This window comes from Paenibacillus sp. MSJ-34, from assembly GCF_018918005.1.
GTDB lineage: Bacteria > Bacillota > Bacilli > Paenibacillales > Paenibacillaceae > MSJ-34.
Window position 1 is genome coordinate 53,110 of sequence record NZ_JAHLPR010000039.1, and the last position, 20,825, is coordinate 73,934.

The window sequence follows — 20,825 nt, forward strand, 5'->3', positions numbered from 1 at the left end:
CAATCACCTCGCACCTAACTCCAAATGCTTCGCTCGCAGCTGCCCGCATGCCGCCGCAATATCATGTCCTTGTTCCCTGCGGATCGTGACATTGATCCCTTTGCTCTGCAATACCCGCTGAAACGTAAAAATATCGTTGCGCGGCGTCCGCACATAATTCCGCTCCGGAACGTAATTGACCGGAATCAAATTGACGTGGCAGAGCATGTCCTTAATCACTTCTCCCAGTTCTTCCGCATGTTCGGCTTGATCGTTGACCCCGCCGATCAACGCGTATTCGAACGTAATGCGCCGCCCGGTTTTGGCAATATAGTAACGCAGCGATTCCATGACGTCGGCAAACGGAAACCGCCGGTTGACAGGCATGAGCTTCGACCGGAGCGCATCGTTCGGCGCATGGATGGAGATAGCTAAGTTGATTTGCGTATTCTCGTCCGCAAATTTATAAATGTTCGGGACGATCCCGCTCGTCGATACGGTTATATGCCGCTGGCCGATTTTCATGCCTTTTTCATGAGTCATAATACGCAAAAATTTCATCGTCGCTTCATAATTTTCAAACGGTTCGCCCGTTCCCATAATGACGATGCTGCTCACTCTTTCGCCGCGCGGGTCCAATATTTTTTGCGCTTGAACGACTTGCGCGACGATTTCGCCGGGCGTCAAATTGCGTTTCAAACCGCCGAGCGTCGAGGCGCAAAACCGGCAGCCGATACGGCAGCCCACCTGGGTGGTGACGCAAACGCTGTTGCCGTAGTTATGCTTCATCAGCACCGTTTCGATCGCATGATCGTCATGCAGGCCGAACAGAAATTTCACGGTGCCGTCCTTCGATTCGAATTTCGTAATCTCGTTCAGCGTTACGAATTCGAATTGATCGCTTAACTTGCTTCGCAGCTCTTTCGGCAAATTGCTCATCTCTTCGAAATTGTCGGCCCGTTTGCCGTATAGCCAATCGAATACTTGGCCGGCGCGGAAACCGGGTTCCCCGTTCTCCTGCATCCATGCCTGCAATTCTTCCAATGAATAATCGTAAATAAAAGGCTTCATGATAAGTTTCCACAACCTTTAACCTGTACAGTATAGTTTCCCTAATCTATGAAAAGAACGGTCTCCACCCTATAAGAGGTTGTTCAAAAAGTCCTCTTTCGATCACTTTGTGAACACGCATAGTAATCTCTAGTGTGATCCTATTCGATTTATTTTAACATAAAAAAATGCGCCGCTAAAGTAGGCGAACCCGCTGCGGTTGGCGGGCGGGTCGGTTGCGGTCACATTTGTTTTTGCATTCTGGCGATAAAGAAGCCGTCGGAGTGGAATTGATGCGGCAAAATCCGCATCATTCCGGCGCCTGCCGGATGCGGTCCGGTGCGGCGGATTGCGCTCCGCCACGCTTCGTTCTCCGTAGACTCGTCAGCCGGTATAAAAGAAGGATTTTCTTTCAAAAAGCGGCTGATTTGCCTTTCGTTCTCCCCTTGCTCGATCGTACAGGTGCTGTAAACGAGAATGCCGCCCGGACGGAGCAACCGTCCCGCCTCGGCTAACAATTGGCGCTGCAAAACGATAATTTCCGCGATTTCCTCGCTGGCCTTCGTCCATTTCAAGTCCGGCTTGCGCCTAATGACGCCCAAACCGGAGCAGGGGGCGTCCAGCAGGACGCGGTCAAACGAAGCGTCTTCCAGCCTTTGCGTTAACAATGCCGCATCGCTTACCATCGTACGAATCGATCGAAGCTGCAAGCGGTCGGCCTGCTCGGCAATCAGCTTTTGCTTGTGCGGATGCACGTCGTTGGCCAGAATCATGCCTTGATCGTCCATCATCTCCGCCATATGCGCCGTCTTGCCTCCCGGCGCGGCGCAGCAATCCAGCACTTTCATGCCAGGCTGCGGATTTACCGCGGCGGCAACGAGCATCGAGCTTTCGTCTTGAATCGAGATGAGCCCGGCACGGTACCAATCGGTGAACGCCATATTGCCGCCGCTCTCGACGACGATGCCGTCGCTCGACAGCAGGGAAGCGCGGACTCGATGTCCGGCATCCGCCATTTTATTCATCATTTCGTCGCGGGAAATTAGCCTGCGGTTCACGCGCACGCTCACATGCGGCGGCTCGTTGTTCGAAGCGCAGATCGCCCTCGTTTCCTCTTCGCCGTACTGCTCGATGTAGCGGGCAACCATCCACTCCGGGTGGGAATGAGCAAGCGCAATCCCCTTTACCGGATCAAGCGAGGCCGGTATTTCCAGCTCGTCCGTCGCACGGAGCACATTGCGCAGCACGCCGTTCACCATGCCCGATATTCCTTGATGTCCGCGGCGCTTCGCCAAGTTAACCGCCTCGCCCACGGCCGCGTAAGGCGGAATCCGGTCCAAATAATACAGTTGGTAGAAGCTGAGCCGAAGCAAGCTTCGTACCCATGGCTGCAATTTCGACATGCCTCTGGATACGAATCTCTCCAAAAAATAATCGATCGTATTCAAACGCTGAATCGTACCGTACACCAATTCCGTTGCGAAGGAAGCTTCTTCGCGCGCGAGCTGATGCTTTTGCAGCGTTTGGTTTAACAGCAAGTTGCTGTAAGACCGCTCTTGTTCCACTTTGGTCAGCACGTCGAGGGCCACCTCGCGCGCCGACGGTTTATGCCGGGATTGACTCACGTCAGTATCGTCCCTTTCGTCAATTTACTGCCGCGCGCGAATTCGGACACGTCCATCGCTTTTTTGCCCGCAGGCTGCACTTTCGTCAGCCATAGCGAGCCGTCGCCCGTCTTCACTTCGATGCCGTTCTCGCCGACGGTTAACACCGTTCCCGGCGCGGCGCCGCCTTCCGCTGTCCGTTCCGGCTTGCGGCAAGCCCAAACTTTGAACACTTCCCCGTTCCAATGCGTAAACGCTCCGGACCAAGGTACCAATCCGCGCACTTGATTATACGTTTCCCAAGACGAGCGGTTCCAATCGATCCGTTCGTCCTCGCGCGTTAAATTGGGCGCATAGGTGGCTTCGGCGTCGTTCTGCGGCTCGGCGGCGATTTCTCCCGCGATTAGCCGGGGCAACGTCCGGCGCAGCAAGTCGGCGCCGGCTAGGCTCAGCTTCTCGAATAACGTACCCGACGTATCCTCATCGGCAATTTCCACCTCGACGCGGCTGATCATGTCGCCGGTATCCAATCCTTCCGCCATATACATAATCGTCACGCCGGTTTTTTTCTCGCCGTTCATAATGCAGCGTTGAATCGGGGCGCCGCCCCGGTATTTGGGCAGGAGCGAGCCGTGCACGTTGATGCAGCCGAGCCGCGGCAGTTCTAGCACAGCCTTCGGCAATATTTGTCCGTACGCTGCCGTTACGATCAAATCCGGCCTCAATGCCGCAATTTCCGCAATCGCCTCCGGACTGCGCATTTTGACCGGCTGCAGTACGGGCAAGCCGCGCGACTCGGCAAGCTCCTTGACCGGCGGAGGCGTCATGACGCGCTTTCTCCCTTTCGGACGGTCGGGCTGGGTGACGACGGCCGCTATGTTATATCCTTCTTCGAGCAGCATATGTAGGGAAGGCACGGCGAAATCCGGCGTGCCCATAAATACGATGTTCATCTGTCATTCCCTGCCTTTGCGCGGCTGAATTTCATATACGCTTTCCGCGATATCCGTAAACAATACGCCGTTTAAGTGGTCGATTTCGTGCTGGAACGCGCGGGCGAGCAAGTCGGTGCCCGTAATCGTCACTTCGACCCCGTCGCGATTCAGCCCCTTAACGGTTACTTGCTGTGCGCGCCGAACGTCTCCGTTCAGCCCGGGAATGCTCAGGCAGCCTTCGGGCCCGAACTGCTCCCCTTCTTTCGCTACAAGCTCGGGATTAATCAATTCGATCAGCCCGTTTTCGTCGCCGACATCCACGACGATGACGCGTTTCAATATGCCGATTTGCGGCGCGGCCAAACCGACGCCCTCGGCGTCATACATCGTCTCCGCCATATCGTTCAACAATTTATGAATGTTCGGCGTTATCTTCGTAACTTCTTTCGCTACTTCATGCAGCACCGGATCAGGCTCTTTCACAATCAAACGAATGGCCATTATCGCACCTTCCTTATCTCTTTCCCATTGATAACGTCAATGATTACATAAGCATTTGCGGGTCGACGTCGACGCCGATTTGCAGCTGATGGCGCCTCATCGCGTCGTCGAACTCCATCGTCGTCCGACGGATCATGCCCGCCAAATCCATGCTTCCCCGATATTTTATCATACATTGGAATCGGTATCTATTTTTCAAGCGCGGAATGGGCGACGCGACGGGACCGAGCAATTCCATCGCGTCAGGTTGGCTGCTATGGAGCGGAGCGAGCCATCCTGCCGCGGCCGCTTCTTCCTTCAGCCGGTTTGCGAAATTTTCGCTCATTCGCACAAGCAGCGGCAACTGCTCATGCGAGAAGGTGATCAATATAAGGCGGCAGTAGGGCGGATAAATCCGCTTCAGCCGATGCTCCAACTCATCCGAGACGAACGCTTCGTAATGATGTTCTCCGGCGTGTACGATCGAATAATGTTCCGGCGTGTACGTTTGCACGAACACTTCGCCGGGCAAGTGATGCCGGCCCGCGCGGCCCGCAACCTGCGTAAGCAGTTGGAACGTTTTCTCGGCGGAGCGGAAATCCGGAATATTGAGCGCCGAATCTGCCGTTATGACCCCGACGAGCGTAACGTCGGGGAAGTCGAGCCCTTTCGCCACCATTTGCGTGCCTAGCAGCACATCGGCCTTACGGTCCCGGAATATGCCGAGCAGCTTCTCGTGAGCCCCCTTCGCGGATGTCGTATCGACATCCATACGCACGACGCGAATGCCGGGAAAAAGCTTCGCTAGCTCCTCCTCCACCCGCTGGGTTCCTGTGCCGAAATAGCGAATATGCTCGCTGCCGCACGACGGGCACACCGAGGACGCCGTTTCGGCATAGCCGCAGTAATGGCAGCGCAAGCGGTTCGACTTTTGATGATAGGTGAGCGAAATGTCGCAGTCCGGACACCCGGCGACATATCCGCAAGTTCTGCACATGACGAAGGTAGAGTATCCCCTTCGGTTGAGCAGCAGCACGATTTGCTCGCGCCGCTCCAGGCGGGCCGCAATCGCTTGATGAAGCGCGCGGCTGAACATGGAGCGGTTTCCGTTCTTCAATTCTTCCCGCAAATCGACGATATGCACTTGCGGCAATTTCCTGCCTCCGACGCGAGTCGGCATTTCCAGCAGCTTCAGCCGCAGTTCCGTTCGTCCCTCTTCCTTCATTGAGCGGGCTTCGGCGTTCGACGCAACGGCCGCCTCCCGCCCGGCTCGCGAGCGGACCGCCGCCTCGTAGCTTTCCAACGAAGGGGTGGCCGAACCGAGCACGACGACCGCGCCATGCCGTTCCGCGCGTTTCATGGCGACATCGCGGGCGTGATACTTCGGGCTCTCCTCTTGCTTGTAGGAAGTTTCATGTTCTTCGTCGATAATGATCAGCCCGAGCCGTTCGAACGGGGCGAAGACGGCCGAACGCGCCCCGATCGCCACCTTCACTCGCCCTTCGCGGATTTTGCGCCATTCGTCATACCGTTCTCCGTCGGACAAACGGCTATGCATGACGGCGACCATCGATCCGAAGCGGCTTTTGAACCGCTCCACCATTTGCGGCGTGAGCGAAATTTCCGGCACAAGCACGATCGCCGCGCGATCTTGAGCTATGCATCGCTCGATCGCCTGCAAATACACCTCGGTCTTGCCGCTTCCGGTCACGCCGTGCAGCAAATAGGCTTCATGCCGGCGCGCGTCCAAGTCGGAAGCGATTTGCGCGTAGACGCGGCTTTGTTCCGCCGTGAGCGGCAACGGTTCCGTAGGCCGGAAGCGGCGCTCCGCGTAGGGATCGCGGAAAACTTCCACATCCCGTATTTCGATCCATCCTTTGTCCGCCAGCCCCTTGACCGTTGCCGCCGTCGTGCCGAGCTGAGCAATCAGATCTCGCAGCCCGATCGGTTCCATACGGTCAAGTAAAAAGGCGAGCACTTCCTTTTGTTTGCGGGCTTTCGCGGACAACGATTCCAACGCCGCTTCCGCTTCCCGCGCATCAATGCGCAACTCGACGGTTTTCACCGTCTTCTTGGCTAATTTGTCTTTAATGTTCTGTGTTTCGATCAATTTGCCCGTCCGCAGCAGACGCTTGATCAAGGAGGCATCGTTTGGAAAGGATTGCTTCAATTGCTCCAGACGGATCGGGGCGTTCCGCTCGACATATTCGAGCACTTCGCTCTCCGCCGGCTCCGCAAGCAATTCCGCCGCCCATCCGTCCGCTTCTCCGTTCGGGCCGCCTTCCGCACCCGGTTCGGGCAAGCTGACGTATCTTTCCGCTTTTCCCTTCAACGCTCTTGGAATCATTGCCTGCAAAGCGGTTATTTCATGGCATACGTACTGCGCGCTCATCCACGCGCCCAGCTCAATCAAGTCCGGCGAGAGCGGAGGCGTAAGATCCAGCAGCTCTTGAACCGGCTTCACCCGGCCGGCGTCCATATCCGAATCGGCGCTGAGCGCGACAACGAATCCTTGCACGACTCTTGGGCCGAACGGAACGCCTACGCGGCTCCCCACCTCGATCCAAGGCGCAAGCTCGGCCGGAACGGCATAATCGAACGGCCGGTTCGTTTGCTTGCTGGGCACATCCACGATGACTTTGGCATAACGCATCAATCCGTTTCACCCGCCAACCGACCGGCGACGAACTGCAGCAATCGGAAGGCCACTTCCGATTTCGCCATTTGCGGCAACGTTTCGACCAGCCCGTTACGGTCGTATATTTGAACGATATTCGTATCCTTGCCGAAACCGGCGCCTTCCGCCGTAACGTCGTTCGCTACCAGCAGATCGCAGTTTTTGCGGCGCAGCTTGTCCATCGCGTATTGTTCCAAGTTATCCGTTTCCGCGGCAAAACCTATCACATACTGGGTTGTTTTCCGCGCGCCGACTTCTTGCAAAATATCCGGCGTTTTCTCCAGATGGAGCGTAAGCTCCCCGCCCGACTTTTTTATTTTGCGCAGAGCTGCTTGAACCGGCCGGTAATCGGCCACAGCCGCCGCCTTGACGATGATGTCCGATTCGGCCATATGCCGCATGACCGCATCAAACATGTCTTGCGCGGAAACGACCCGGGTCACTTGAATCCCGGACGGCGGATCGATGGCGGCATTCGCCGCGATCAGATGCACCCGCGCCCCCATCGCATGCGCCGCTTCCGCAATGGCAAATCCCATTTTGCCGGACGAATCGTTCGTAATGTACCTTACCGGATCGATCCGCTCGATCGTTCCCCCCGCCGTCACCAACACATTTCGCCCTTTGAGCGGCTCGTTCCGCCGCCCGCGCCGCGCGAAGAACGACTCGATCCACGCGAATATCTCCTCAGGCTCCGCCAGCCTTCCTTTGCCGACGTATCCGCACGCAAGCTGCCCGAAGCCCGGCTCGACAAACATGACGCCGCGCTTCCGCAGCGTCTCCATATTGGCGACAACCGTCGGATGCTCGTACATATGAACGTTCATGGCGGGAGCAACGACGATCGGAGCCGTCGTGGCGAGCAAAGTCGTTGACAGCATATCGTCGGCCAGGCCGTACGTCATCTTGGCGATCGCGTTCGCCGTTGCGGGAGCGATTACAACCAGATCGGCGCGGTCCGCCAAATCGATATGCGATACCACCGAAGGATCGCGTTCGTCGAACGTATCGGTATAGACCGGATGACGCGTAATCGTCTGCAATGTTAGCTCGGTTACGAATTTCGCGGCCGACTTCGTCATAATGACATGAACCTCCGCACCGCTCTGCGCAAGCTTGCTGCAAAGCGCGATTGCCTTATAGGCCGCAATTCCGCCGGTAATGCCCACGATAATCGTTTTTCCTTTTACCATATGGCCACCCTCCTTGCCGAAAAAAATAACAACCTTTCGGTTGTCAGAGCAATGATCATCTACGAATCGTTTATTGCTTGCTTCGGTCGATCTGCACCAAATCGCCGTAAATTTCCTCTAACGCGACGCCTACGAACTTATGGGATTTCGGGTTGCGCAGTTCGCTTTTCTCCCCGTCTCTAAGCTGTCTGGCTCTGCGGGATGCCGCTACAACGAGCGAATATTTGCTGTCTACTTTGTTCATCATTTCGTCTATGGACGGATACAACACGAATTACCACTCCTTTTCCAAATCTATTTCACAATTTTGCAATGTTCCGCCACGATAATCGCCTGGATCCGATCGCACGCCTTCTCGATTTCATCGTTGACGACCGCGTAATCGTAATGTTTCATCAGATTGATTTCATCGACCGCGACGGACATGCGGTGATCGATCACGGAATCGTTCTCCGTTCCCCGGCCTTTAATCCGATCTTTCAATTCGTCCATGGAAGGAGGCAATAAAAATATAAAGATGCCCTGCGGAAATGTTTCTTTTACTTTCAAGGCTCCCTGCACTTCGATTTCCAGAATGATATCTTTGCCTTGAGCGAGCGTCTGCTCGACGAACCGGCGGGGCGTTCCGTAGTAGTTGCCTACGTATTCCGCATATTCCAACAGCTCGTCCCGTTCGATCATGTCAAGAAACTGTTCCCTCGTCTTAAAGAAATAATTCACGCCGTCCTCTTCGCCAAGCCGCGGCTGGCGCGTCGTAGCGGAAACCGAGTAGACGAGCTCGGAGCTTCTCTTGCGCAGCGCGCCGCATACCGTGCCTTTGCCGACGCCGGAAGGACCGGACAAAACAATTAACAAACCTGATCTCATAATCTTCTCCATCTTTATTCGTCGTTGTCGTCATCTTTCGTCGATAAGCGATGCGCAACCGTTTCGGGTTGAACCGCGGATAAAATGACATGATCGCTGTCGGTAATAATAACCGCTCGTGTACGGCGCCCGTAAGTAGCGTCAATCAGCATATGGCGATCGCGCGCCTCTTGAATGATTCTTTTGATCGGTGCGGATTCCGGGCTTACGATTGAAATGATTCGATTCGCTGACACGATGTTGCCGAAACCGATGTTAATCAGTTTGATTGCCATTTTTTTGGTTCCCCCTATAAAAGTTCCTTTATTCCATGTTAGCCACTTGCTCGCGAATCTTTTCCAGTTCGGCTTTCATGTCTACGACACGGTTCACAAGCGCCAAATGATTGGCTTTGGAGCCAATCGTATTCACTTCCCGGTTCATCTCTTGAATGAGAAAATCGAGTTTGCGCCCGACCGGATCTTCGGATTGCAGCAGTTGCCTGCATTGTTCGAAATGGCTGCGCAGCCGTGTCAACTCTTCGTCGATATTGGAGCGTTCGGCAAATAGAGCGACTTCCATTCCGAATTTATATTCGTCGATTGTAAAAGCGGAGTCTTGCAAATCTTCCAGCTTCTGCTTCAGCTTCGTGCGGTATTCCTCGACGACCGTCGGAGCGAGACCCGCCATTTCGGCGTGGATCGACTCCAAGTACAAGAGCCGGTCCATGATGTCCCGGGCAAGATGCTCACCCTCGCGCGCCCGCATACGGCAAAGCCCGTCAAGCGCTTCGCGAAGCCCCGCAAGCAGTTCCTTCTCCATCTCTTCCTCGGACAGCGTCGCTTCATCGCGCATCGCGATGACGTCGGGCAGTTGCAATATATCCTGCAGCCTTACCGGATCGGTCAAGCCGTAACGGTTCCTCAGCCGATCCGCCGCCTGCATATACGCTTCGACCATCGGCCATTGAATATCGACGGCGGACCCGCCCTCTCCTTCGCGTTCCCGATGGATAAAAATATCGACCCGTCCGCGCTTAATGCGCTGTTGGACGGCGCGTTTCATCGCATCTTCGAAGCAAGTCCATTCCCTGGGCATCCGCACGACGATTTCACTGTAACGATGGTTGACCGATTTGATCTCGATTTGCACTTTATATCCGCCGAAATGGTTGGCGGAATGACCGTATCCGGTCATGCTTCGTACCATGGAAACCACATCCATTACACTATTTTAATTCATTCCGGTAACCGACACAAGTGGGAATCCGGGCGGGCCGCTTTTTCTCTCACATATTGCGTTAACTGGACGGTCATCTCGTAAAACATGAATGGAGTAATCAAATAAATGCCGTTAAAATATCGGACCGCCGTATCCAGCAATTGCTTCGCGATTTCAACTCCTACTTTGCGCCCTTCCTCCCCTTCGAGTCCGGCCATTCGTTTGCGGACTTCGTCGGATAGTTGGATGCCGGGCACTTCATTATGCAAATATTCGGCGTTTCTCCCGCTGGCCAGCGGCATGATGCCGATAAAAATCGGAATGCTCAAATGTTTGGTCGACTCGTAAATTTTGACGATTAACTCGGGATCGTATACCGGCTGCGTCATAATATAGTCCGCGCCGGCCTCGATTTTTTTCTCCATCCGTTGAACCGCTTTATCCAAATTTTTCACATTCGGATTCAAAGCCGCGCCGACGACGAACTTCGCCTTTTGTTTCAACGGTTTGCCCGAGAACGCGATCCCTTCGTTCAATTGTTTGATCATCCGAATAATTTCGAACGAGCTCAGGTCGTATACCGAGCTGGAACCCGGCAAATCCCCGAACCGGGCGGGATCTCCCGTCACCGCAAGCACATGATCGATACCGAGCGCGTCGAGCCCCATCATATGGGATTGCGTGCCGATCAAGTTGCGGTCGCGGCAGGCGATATGGACGAGCGGGCGCAGCCCGATTTCGTCCTTAACCTTCAATCCGAGCGCCATGTTGCTCATGCGGGTAACCGCGAGCGAATTGTCGGCGAGCGTGAGCGCGTCCGCCTGCACGTCCCTCAGCGCCCGCGCCCCGTTCATAAATTTCGTAATATCGAGATCGCGCGGCGGATCGAGCTCTACGATGACCGTATGGCGGCTCCGCACGAGGTCAACCAGCGAAGGCTCGCGGCTTGCGCCGCCGGATTGGGCCGCATCGGCGTCCGTCCGGCTTCCCTCCACGGCCAAGCTTTCCGCTTGCGCCGGTTCCGCAACCGGCGCGATCGTTGCCGCCGCCGCGCCGGACTCATACGCCGCCGTTTCCGGCACATAGCCGGCAAGCGCTCCTGCCATCGCCGCGATATGCTTCGGCGTGGTGCCGCAGCATCCGCCGATAATTCGCGCGCCGCCGGCGGCAAATTTCAAAGCGAATTCCGCGAAATATTCCGGAGTGGCCATATATTCATATTTTCCATCTATATAATCGGGAATACCTGCATTTGGAAATACGGATAACGGGACTCCCGCTCCTCCTTGCAAGGTTTGGATCGAACGCATTATGCCGTTCGGACCCGTGCGGCAGTTGAATCCGATCACATCCGCTCCTTCGCCCGCCAGCACGCGGAACGATTCGACCAGCGTCCGGCCGTCCAACGTTCTGCCCCCGTCTTCCACCGCAAACTGGCATATAACCGGAAGCGGGCTTCGTTTCCGCACTTCGCGCAGCGCAAGCTGCAATTCTTCCAAATCGTAAAACGTTTCCAGCAAAATGCCGTCCACATCTTCTTCCAGCAAGGCGCTTATATGCTGCTCGAAATTGAGCGCAAGCTCGGCATCGGATATGTTTTTCCGCTTGCCGGCGCGGATCGAGCCGACCGCCCCGACGACATAGGCTTGATCGCCGGCGGCCTGACGGGCGATTCTCGCCCCGGCACGGTTAATTTCCTCCACCTTGCCTTCCAAGCCGTATTTGGAGAGCTTATCCCGATTGGCAGAGAACGTATTCGTTTCGATCAGGAGGGCTCCCGCATCCACATATTGTTTATGCACGTCCGCGATGACCTCGGGACGAAGCAAATTCAATTCTTCATACGAAATGCCCACCGGAAAACCCATTTGATATAAGTAAGTCCCCATCGCTCCGTCGCCGACAAGAACTTGTTGCCGCAACGCTTCGCGGAAATCCGTTTTCATCTCCATCCCATCCTTAAGCAAGCTATCCATAATACTTTATCATAAATCGGGCCGAAACATAAGAGTTTTGAACCTATTTTCACAAAACCGACCGAACGCGAACATCCCGCCCCACGTTGTACGCGTGGCGACGGGATGATCGGCATTATCGAGGCAAGTCTTTATACAATTATGAAGCCCGAACGTTCGTGCTTCCAATCATCGGACGGCCCGGCTTCGAACGTTTCGATTTGCCGTCGGACAGCACGCTGCCGATTCCCATCACGAAAGTCGGAATGCCTGCCATGACGAACGTAATCGCCCATTCCCGCATGCCTAACGAAACCGTCTTGAATATCGGCTGAAGCGGTTCGATATAGATGACGGCAAGCAGCAGCAAAACGGAAGATATGACGGACAATACGAGATAGCGGTTTTGAAACAGGTTGCGATGGAAAATGGAACGGGAGCTGCGGCAGTCGAATACATGAATCAATTGCGCCATGACAAGCGTGGCGAAAGCGACCGTTTGCGCCAGCGTCAGCTGCGCGGCGCTTTGCGGATCGACCCGCAGCGTCAGCCAAAAGGCGGCGAGCGTGCAAATGCCGATCAATACGCCGCGGCTAATAATTTTCCACCCGAGCCTTCTGGCAAAAATATTTTCCTTGGCGCCGCGCGGCTTTTGCTCCATCAAATCTTTCTCGGCCTGGTCGACGCCGAGCGCCATCGCAGGCAAACCGTCGGTCACCAAATTGACCCACAATATTTGAATCGGAACGAGCGGCAGCGGGAATCCCATCATCATCGCGAGAAACATCGTCAATATTTCCCCGACGTTGGAGGCCAGCAAATAGCGAATAAATTTGCGGATATTCTCGTATATGCCGCGGCCTTCCTCAATCGCCGCCACGATCGTGGAGAAATTGTCGTCGCTAAGCACAAGCGACGAAGCTTCCTTGGATACGTCCGTGCCCGTAATCCCCATCGCAATGCCGATATCGGCCGCTTTGATGGCGGGAGCGTCGTTGACCCCGTCGCCGGTCATCGCAACGACATGCCCGCCGCGCTGCAGCGATTTGACGATTCTGAGCTTATGCTCCGGCGATACGCGGGCGTAGACGTACACGCGCTCGACATGCTGGTCGAGTTGATCGTCCGTCATGGCCGACAATTGCTGGCCGGAGAGCGCCTGCCCGCCGCGCGGCATAATGCCGAGCTGTCCGGCGATCGCTTCGGCCGTCGTTTGATGATCTCCGGTAATCATGACCGTCTTGATGCCGGCGCGGCGGCAAGTTGCGATCGCATCGCGCACCTCCCGGCGCGGCGGGTCGATCATGCCTGTCAGGCCGACGAAGACGAGCTGCTTCTCCACATACTCGTCCGTATTGCACGGATCGGTCGGCTTCAAATCGCGGTACGCCATCCCGAGAACGCGCAATGCCGATTTCGCCATCGCCTCGTTCGCCGCAAGCACCTTCTGCTTCAGCGTTGCCGTAAAAGGCACGACTTTGCCGTCCCATAGCATATAGGCGCATTGTTCGAGCATCACGTCGGGCGCGCCTTTCGTACAGATTAAACGTCCGCCCTGATGCTTCACCAGCACCGACATTCGCTTCCGTTCCGAATCGAACGGAAATTCCCGTTCCCGCACATACATGGCGCCGAGAGACTGCGCCGTCATCCCCATTTTGGCCGCCAGCGCGACAAGCGCGCCTTCCGTCGGGTCTCCCTTCAGCTCCCATGTCGATTTCAGCTCTTCCTTCGCTTTTTTCTTGCGTTGTTCTTCGGGGAAGGTTTCATAGATCGAAGCGTTGTTGCACAAGGCGCCAACTTGCAGCAACCGGCGCAGCGCCTGATCGTTTTTCAGCTCCACCGGTTTGCCGTCGTCCAGAATTTGCCCGAACGGTTCGTATCCTTCCCCCGTCACTTCCAAATTGCGGCCGCCTAGCCACAGACGGGTGACCGTCATTTTGTTTTGCGTCAGCGTGCCCGTTTTGTCCGAACAGATGACGGAGGCGCATCCCAACGTTTCGACGGAAGGCAGCTTCCTGACAATCGCCTTGCGCTTAATCATCCGCTGTACGCCGAGCGCGAGCGCGATCGTGACGATCGCCGGCAACCCTTCGGGTATGGCGGCAACCGCAAGGCTAACGCCGGCCAGAAACATGCCGTACGCCGGTTGCCCGTGCAATATCCCGGCGACGACAACCATGACCGTCAAGCCGAGAGCGACGACAATCAATATTTTGCCAAGCTGTTCCAAACGGCGCTGCAGCGGCGTCTCCGCCGACTCGGTGCTTTGGATCAATCCCGCGATTTTGCCCATTTCCGTATCCATGCCGGTTCGAACGACGATGCCTTTGCCCGTGCCGCGCGTCATCATCGTACCCATAAAGCCTAAATTTTTCATATCGCCGAGCGGAACGTCCGCTTCGTCGATTCGCTCGCAATGTTTGCTCACGGGAACCGACTCTCCCGTCAACGCCGATTCTTCGACATAGCAACTGTTCGTTTCGATAAAACGGATGTCGGCCGGAATCCGGTCCCCGCTCTCCAGCAGAACGACGTCGCCCGGAACGAGCATGCTCGCCTGAATTTGCCGCACTTCCCCGTCCCGCAACACTTTGGCGGTTGGAGCGGATAATTGTTTCAATGCGCGAAGCGAACGCTCCGCGCGAAATTCTTGTATAAACCCGAGAATCGCGTTCAGTACGATAATCGCGATAATCGTAATCGCATCCAAATATTCGCCGAGCAACCCCGAGATGAGCGTCGCCCCCACCAGCACAAGAATCATAAAATCTTTAAATTGATTCAACAACAGCGTAATCGGGGAGATCTTTTCCCCTTCCGACAGTTCATTCGGCCCGAATCGCTCGTAGCGCTTGCGCGCTTCCTCGGACAAAAGCCCCTGTCCGGTGACATCCAGCGTCTGCTGCAGCTCCAGTGTATCCATCTGGTGCCAATTTTTACGTTCCATGCTCCGATTACCCCTCCCGCTTCCGCATTGATTGATCATTAGGATCGGCATCCGCCAAGCCGGACAAAAGCATCCTTGGACAGACACCTAGGGTAAATGTATTCTGACAAGCCGTAAAATATCCCAAATTGGGCTCCTCCAGCGAGGCAAATTTTTTCGAAGCGCTCAAACCGAAAGCGACCGGGGGCGAATCGCATCGTTATTCGTTTGGCGGGACGGCCAAGTTGGCAATGGCTTCCCCGTTCCCGGTTACGAATTGAACCGAAGTGACCGGGTATCCGGACGGAATGTCGACTTTGATCACCTGAAACGGATACGTCAATACCGTCAAGTAATCCATATCGGGCAGCGGCTGCAATTCATGGAACATAACCGTGATCCGTCCGTCTTGCATCGTCACACTGGATGCCGCGATACTGTAGCCGCTGCTTCCTTTTTCGCCCGCGAACAGCCCGATCAGAAGCTCGTCCTTCGCCGCTTCCCGTTTCTCTTCGACCTTGTCGCGCTGCTTGCGGACAAACTCCTTCCATGTTTGCGGAGTAAACAGCGTGAAACTGCGGTCTTTTTGGCCGCGGCTTGCATCCGTTAGATTCGCTTCGGCAATCACTTCGAAAGGAAGCGTCATAATGCCCGACATATTCCGAAGCAAGCGCAAAGAGTTTTGGAATCGAATGAAATCCTGCCGTTCGAGGCCGGATGCCGACAGTTCAAATCGGTGCCCCGCCGAGGACCAAGTCAGCTTGGTTTCGTTTCCTTGCCGGCTCCACTCGCCTTCCCGATCCGGCGCATCGCGTTCTGCAGGACTTTGGGAGAAGAGGAGCGTTTGCGTTTCGTTTTCGTTCGTATAGATCCCTCTAAAGGTTGCGCCCTGCGCTTCCACATATTGAAGCCGGTACCCTGCGGGCAGTTCGCCGGGGACGTAAACTTCCGCTTGCTTCGCATGTTTTAGCGCTTCGAAATCGGAGTAACGCTCCCATTTGTCCGGTAGTTCTATACGCACCGTCTTTTTGGCCGGTATTCCGGCAGCGTCTCCTTCGACAACACGCACCGATTGTTCGAAATCGACCTTCACGCCTTTCGCCTCGGAATAGAGGGCAAACTGCAAGGCCAGCACGCCGGCGACCGGCAGCAGACCGTACACCCATCGTTTTTTCACGGTATCCCTTCTTTCTGAAATAGGTTTTATGTAATGAACGGAAACGATTGCCATATTGTTGCATGGCTCAAGCGAGAGCCGACGGAAGTTTCGCCTCCTTATGAATAAGCCGGAATCCGATTTTTGCCGCTAGCGTTGCATTGAGCGTTTTGCCGCGCTTCCGGCAACAAGTCATTTACGGACAGGTTCAACCGGTTCGTTCACAGATCTGCGGATACGGCAAACCCCTTTTGTCGAAATCCCCCTCGCTCAGCAGGCTGAAACAGTGTCCGGCACAATAACCCCAGTCTCATAACGGTATTTAGGATGCAAAATTCTCATGGTGCTTCGCTTCTGAACGAGGGGGATTTTCACAAACGGCCGAAAAAAGCTTGATCTGCACGAAAGGTCTGTAAAAGCCTATTGCAACGCGAATGAGTTTTTGCACTTAAATTTTTTCCGAAAGTATGGCATCATTAGAAAATAGACGAAATGGCGAAATGGAGATAATGATATGGCATTAGACGGAATCGTAACGAGAGCCGTCGTCGCAGAGCTGCAGCGCTGCGTCGGCAGCCGTATTAATAAAATTTATCAACCGACCGAGCATGACCTCGTATTTCAGCTTCGTTCGCAAGGGGAGAACGTGAAGCTGCTATTGTCGGCGAATCCAACCTACCCCCGCGTCCATTTGACGCAACAGCAATTTCTCAATCCGCAGGAAGCGCCGATGTTCTGTATGCTGATGCGCAAACATTGCGAAGGAGCCGTCATCGAATCGGTGCGCCAAATCGAGATGGAACGAATCATTCATATCGAAGTGCGGCAGCGCGACGAACTAGGCGACATATCGGTCAAAAGAATCGTAATCGAACTGATGGGAAGGCACAGCAACATCATTCTAACCGATCCGCCGACCGGCACGATTGTGGACGGAATCCATCACGTGACGCCCGCTATTAGCAGCTACCGCATCGTCATGCCCGGGTTCGGCTACGTCGCGCCGCCGCAACAGCATAAACGGCATCCGTTGGAAGTGGCGGAGGACGAGTTTGCAGCCATTATGACTGCGGCTGCCGAGCCGGACGCCGCAAACGGGGAAGAACCCGCGGCGGCCCGGGAGACCGATATCGCGCATACGCTGGTCGACCGCTTCAGCGGGTTAAGCCCGCTGATCGCCCGGGAAATCGAATATCGCAGCCGCCAGGAAGCGCCCGCTTCGGCGATATCCGGACTTGCGAGTTTATGGCGCGCTTTCGCCGCGCTGATGCAAGACGTCCGCGACAACCGCTACGCGCCGACCCTTGCGGAGAACGAGAAGGGCAAGACGTTCTTCTCCGCCGTTGCCTTGACCGCAATCGAAGGCAAGCTGCAAACGTTCGATACGATCAGCGCTTGCATGGAAGCCTTCTACGGGGATAAGGCGTTGAGAGATACCGTGAAGCAGCGGGTCGGCGACTTAATTCGATTCGTGCAGAACGAGAAGAACAAAAACGTCAAAAAAATCGACAAGCTGCGCGAATCGTTGGAGGAAGCGAAAGACGCCGATCAATACCGCATTGCGGGGGAATTGCTGTTTGCTTCGATTCATCAAATCGAACGCGGGCAAAAAGAAATCGAGGTCGTCAATTATTACGACGAAGAACAACGCCCGATCCGGATCGCCCTCGATCCGCTGCTGTCACCGTCCGAGAACGCGCAACGCTATTTAAAAAAATATAACAAATATAAAAATAGCTTAGCCGTAATCGAGCAGCAAATGGACATGGCGCAGGAGGAAATCCGTTACTTCGAATCGCTCCTGCAGCAATTGGAACAAGCGTCGCTGCACGATATTGACGAAATTCGCGAGGAATTGATCGAGCAAGGCTATTTGCGCGATCGCGCGAAAAAAACGCGCAAAAAGAAAAAATCGGACAAACCGACCGTCCAATGCTTCACCTCGTCGGAAGGAATCCCGATCTATGTGGGCAAAAACAATATTCAAAACGAATATGTAACGAATCGCCTCGCCAACCCGTCGGATACATGGCTGCATACGAAAGACATTCCGGGTTCGCATGTCGTCATCCGCGGCACCGATTACAGCGACGCGACGCTGGAAGAAGCGGCGCAGCTTGCCGCCTACTTCAGCCAGGCGAAGCAATCGAGCATGGTTCCGGTGGATTACACGCTGATCCGCCATGTCCGCAAGCCAAACGGCGCCAAGCCGGGCTTCGTCATCTATGAAAACCAAAAAACGCTCTATATTACGCCGGACGAGCAAAAAATAAAAAGCATGCCGAGCACGCTGAAAAATAATTAAAACGGGGGCTATGGATGCTCTCCCCGCAATGTAAATGCGAATTTCGCCCGAGCAGCTGCAATTTTCCAGCTATTTCAGCCCGGATGACCGTAAACAATGGGATACGAGGTCGATGAAACGAATCATTGCCACGAGCGTTTGCATCGAATGTTTTATTGCGTTTCAAGCCGACGATTCCGATTGGGATGAACAAAGTTTAACGGATTTTGGAGGCCTTATTCGATCCAATAACGCTGTTATGGCGGAGTTAGCGGATTTGAGGGTTCTATTTTTGTCGAAACTAACAACACCAGGGATTCTCAGGCCGATCGCGCCATGTTAACGGTTCGAAAATCCGTTAATTCCAAATATTCGACTGGGATTTAAAAAATAAGACCTCGGAAATCCGTTATATTTGCTTGGCACCGCATCCCAGTTAGAAAATTTAATGCACGCTAGCGAACCATTGCGGTTACTGTGCACCAGAATGGATGTTAGTCGAGTAATAAAAGAACCGGGGAGGAAAAAGCCCGCCGGGGGCGGTTTCCGGCTGCCGAATGCCAAAAAAGGCTGTCTCTTCGTCAAATTGACGTAGAAACAGCCTTTCCTATGGTTAAAACATCGGCCGCGCGCCGATTTGCGTCACGACTTTGGACGAAATTTGAATCGCCTTTTCCGCCGCGCGGGTCGGGTCGCCGGTCCGCACATACGTGCTTAGAAACGTTCCGGTGAACGAATCCCCCGCTCCGGTAGCGTCGATCGCCTTCACTTTCGGCGCCGGAATTTGCACGCATAATTCATTATCGAACATGAGGCAGCCGTCGGCTCCCAATTTCAGGACAGGGTAAGGGACATACGTTTTTAATGCGGCCAAAATTTTATGAGGCTCCGTTTCCCCTGTCAAAAACACGCCCTCGTCGTAGTTCGGGAACAGAAACGTAACGCCTTCCAAAAACCGCAGAAATTCTTCCTTCCTTCCCTCCAGGAAATGGGTAGAACTCGGATCGAGCGCAATCGGAATGTTGCGGGAAACAGCGATGCGCTTGGCATGCTCGACCGCTTGGCGCGGCTGATCCACGAACAGGCTATAGCCTGACAAGTACAGCAAATCGCTGTCCTCGATGCCGGTAATATCGCTTTCCGACAGCAGCAAATTGGCTCCGCGGTCCGGAATCATCGAGCGCTCGCCGGTCTCGCTGTCAATAAGCACGACGATTTTCCCGGTCGGCGCATGCGGATCGACTGCGATGCCGCCGGCGGTTCCCTGCTTCCGCACTGTATCGATTAAGAACGTGCCGAACACGTCGTCGCCCACTTTGCCGATCAGCCGGGTCTCCGATCCGTCCCGCGCCGACCAATAGGCGACATTGTTCGCTTGCCCGCCCGCACAAACTTCAATCGATCCGTCCGTATCCGTTCCGAATTTCGTCGCTTCCTTCGTCACCAAAATATCGACAAGCAAATCGCCAATTACGGTAATCATACGCCATGGAAAGCAACCGCGATTTTCGCAGCGGTTTTCGCATTATTTTTCATCAGCTTAATATTCGAATCCAGGCTCTTGCCTCCTGTCGTTTCTTTAATTTTCGACAGCAGGAACGGCGTAACCGGCTTGCCGGAAATGCCTTTTTGCTCGGCTTCTTTCAAAGCTTCGGTGATCGTCGTTTCCACCAATTGCGGATCAAGCTCCGCTTCTTCCGGAATCGGCACGGCGACGGATACCGCATAGCGGAATTTCATCTCGTCTCTTACTTTCAGCAAATCAACCAATTCGTTCAATTCGATTTTCTCGACGGAATGCCCCGAATCGCGCACATAAAATCCGGGATAGCGATCCGTTTCGTAGCCGTACACAGGCACGCCCAGCGTTTCCAAATATTCGATCGTTTTCGGAATATCGAGAATCGATTTCACGCCGGAGCTGACGATGCAGATCGGGCAGTCGGCGAGCAGCGTCAAATCGGCCGAAATATCGTACGATTCGTTTACCCCGCGATGTACGCCGCCCAGTCCGCCTGTCGCGAAGAAGCGAATGCCGGCCAAGTTGGCTGCATAAGCGGTCGCCGCCACCGTCGTCGCGCCGATCAAATTGCCGGACAATACGCGCGGGAAATCGCGGATGCTCGCTTTAAATACGTTCTGGTCCGTACCCAAACGCTCGATTTCTTCTTTGGACAAGCCGATGCAAATTTTGCCGTCCATAATGGCGATCGTTGCCGGCACCGCGCCTTGTTCGCGGATGAGCTCCTCAACGTCCAGCGCCATTTTCACATTGTCCGGATAAGGCATACCGTGGGAAATGATCGTCGATTCCAATGCCACAATCGGCTTGGATGCCGCTAATGCTTGCTGTACCTCTTCGTTGATTTTCAGAAAACTCATGTCAATTCCTCCTCATATAGTATTTCTTGAAGGCAGTTTTGAGTTTACTTCCAGTCCCCTAGGGGACTGGCGGCCGCCTTCAAAATTTCCAGTTGATCTTTGAAAAATAAATTTGGGACTGGACTTTCCGGAAT

The 20,825-nt window shown here is 54.7% G+C and carries 16 protein-coding genes; 1 reads left to right on the plus strand and 15 read right to left on the minus strand.

Annotated features, from left to right (window positions below; all coding sequences use genetic code 11):
• Nucleotides 1-3 precede the first annotated feature (3 nt).
• The 13 genes from rlmN to KQI79_RS28335 all read right to left on the minus strand — a co-directional run bounded on the left by rlmN (nt 4) and on the right by KQI79_RS28335 (nt 16,046).
• A complete protein-coding gene (gene rlmN, locus KQI79_RS19720) occupies nt 4-1,050 on the minus strand; it encodes a dual-specificity RNA methyltransferase RlmN (protein WP_216540014.1) in 1,047 nt (348 codons plus the stop codon).
• 221 nt (nt 1,051-1,271) lie between these two features.
• A complete protein-coding gene (rsmB, locus tag KQI79_RS19725; protein WP_216540015.1) occupies nt 1,272-2,654 on the minus strand; it encodes a 16S rRNA (cytosine(967)-C(5))-methyltransferase RsmB in 1,383 nt (460 codons plus the stop codon).
• Complete coding sequence (gene fmt, locus KQI79_RS19730; RefSeq protein ID WP_216540016.1) at nt 2,651-3,586, minus strand: methionyl-tRNA formyltransferase; 936 nt, start codon at nt 3,584-3,586, stop codon at nt 2,651-2,653. The genes rsmB and fmt overlap by 4 nt, the downstream gene beginning before the upstream one ends.
• Nucleotides 3,587-3,589: 3 nt before the next feature.
• Nucleotides 3,590-4,069 carry a peptide deformylase gene (gene def / locus KQI79_RS19735; RefSeq protein ID WP_216540017.1) on the minus strand — a complete coding sequence of 160 codons (480 nt, stop codon included), beginning with the start codon at nt 4,067-4,069 and terminating at the stop codon, nt 3,590-3,592.
• Between the two features lie 43 nt (nt 4,070-4,112).
• Entirely contained in the window at nt 4,113-6,701 is a 2,589-nt protein-coding gene (priA, locus tag KQI79_RS19740) for a primosomal protein N' (protein ID WP_216540018.1), read from the minus strand.
• Nucleotides 6,701-7,918 (minus strand): bifunctional phosphopantothenoylcysteine decarboxylase/phosphopantothenate--cysteine ligase CoaBC, encoded by a 1,218-nt coding sequence (gene coaBC, locus KQI79_RS19745; protein ID WP_216540019.1) that lies wholly within the window; start codon nt 7,916-7,918, stop codon nt 6,701-6,703. The genes priA and coaBC overlap by 1 nt, the downstream gene beginning before the upstream one ends.
• A gap of 70 nt (nt 7,919-7,988) precedes the next feature.
• Entirely contained in the window at nt 7,989-8,189 is a 201-nt protein-coding gene (gene rpoZ, locus KQI79_RS19750; RefSeq protein WP_216540020.1) for a DNA-directed RNA polymerase subunit omega, read from the minus strand.
• A gap of 23 nt (nt 8,190-8,212) precedes the next feature.
• Entirely contained in the window at nt 8,213-8,785 is a 573-nt protein-coding gene (gmk, locus tag KQI79_RS19755) for a guanylate kinase (RefSeq protein ID WP_216540021.1), read from the minus strand.
• Nucleotides 8,786-8,799: 14 nt separating this feature from the next.
• Nucleotides 8,800-9,060, minus strand: a complete 261-nt coding sequence (remA, locus tag KQI79_RS19760) for an extracellular matrix/biofilm regulator RemA (RefSeq protein WP_005548256.1) — start codon at nt 9,058-9,060, stop codon at nt 8,800-8,802.
• 28 nt (nt 9,061-9,088) lie between these two features.
• Nucleotides 9,089-9,973, minus strand: a complete 885-nt coding sequence (locus tag KQI79_RS19765; protein ID WP_216540022.1) for a YicC/YloC family endoribonuclease — start codon at nt 9,971-9,973, stop codon at nt 9,089-9,091.
• Between the two features lie 29 nt (nt 9,974-10,002).
• A complete protein-coding gene (locus KQI79_RS19770) occupies nt 10,003-11,931 on the minus strand; it encodes a bifunctional homocysteine S-methyltransferase/methylenetetrahydrofolate reductase (protein ID WP_216540023.1) in 1,929 nt (642 codons plus the stop codon).
• Nucleotides 11,932-12,100: 169 nt separating this feature from the next.
• A complete protein-coding gene (locus KQI79_RS19775) occupies nt 12,101-14,890 on the minus strand; it encodes a calcium-translocating P-type ATPase, SERCA-type (RefSeq protein ID WP_216540024.1) in 2,790 nt (929 codons plus the stop codon).
• Between the two features lie 199 nt (nt 14,891-15,089).
• Entirely contained in the window at nt 15,090-16,046 is a 957-nt protein-coding gene (locus KQI79_RS28335; protein ID WP_216540025.1) for a protease complex subunit PrcB family protein, read from the minus strand.
• A gap of 493 nt (nt 16,047-16,539) precedes the next feature.
• Between KQI79_RS28335 and KQI79_RS19785 the strand changes: the two genes are divergently transcribed.
• Nucleotides 16,540-18,330 (plus strand): Rqc2 family fibronectin-binding protein, encoded by a 1,791-nt coding sequence (locus KQI79_RS19785; protein WP_216540026.1) that lies wholly within the window; start codon nt 16,540-16,542, stop codon nt 18,328-18,330.
• A gap of 592 nt (nt 18,331-18,922) precedes the next feature.
• Here the strand turns inward: KQI79_RS19785 and KQI79_RS19790 are convergent.
• Complete coding sequence (locus tag KQI79_RS19790) at nt 18,923-19,792, minus strand: carbohydrate kinase family protein (RefSeq protein ID WP_216540027.1); 870 nt, start codon at nt 19,790-19,792, stop codon at nt 18,923-18,925.
• On the minus strand, nt 19,789-20,691 hold the full coding sequence (locus KQI79_RS19795) for a pseudouridine-5'-phosphate glycosidase (protein WP_216540028.1): 903 nt from the start codon (nt 20,689-20,691) through the stop codon (nt 19,789-19,791). The genes KQI79_RS19790 and KQI79_RS19795 overlap by 4 nt, the downstream gene beginning before the upstream one ends.
• Nucleotides 20,692-20,825 lie beyond the last annotated feature (134 nt).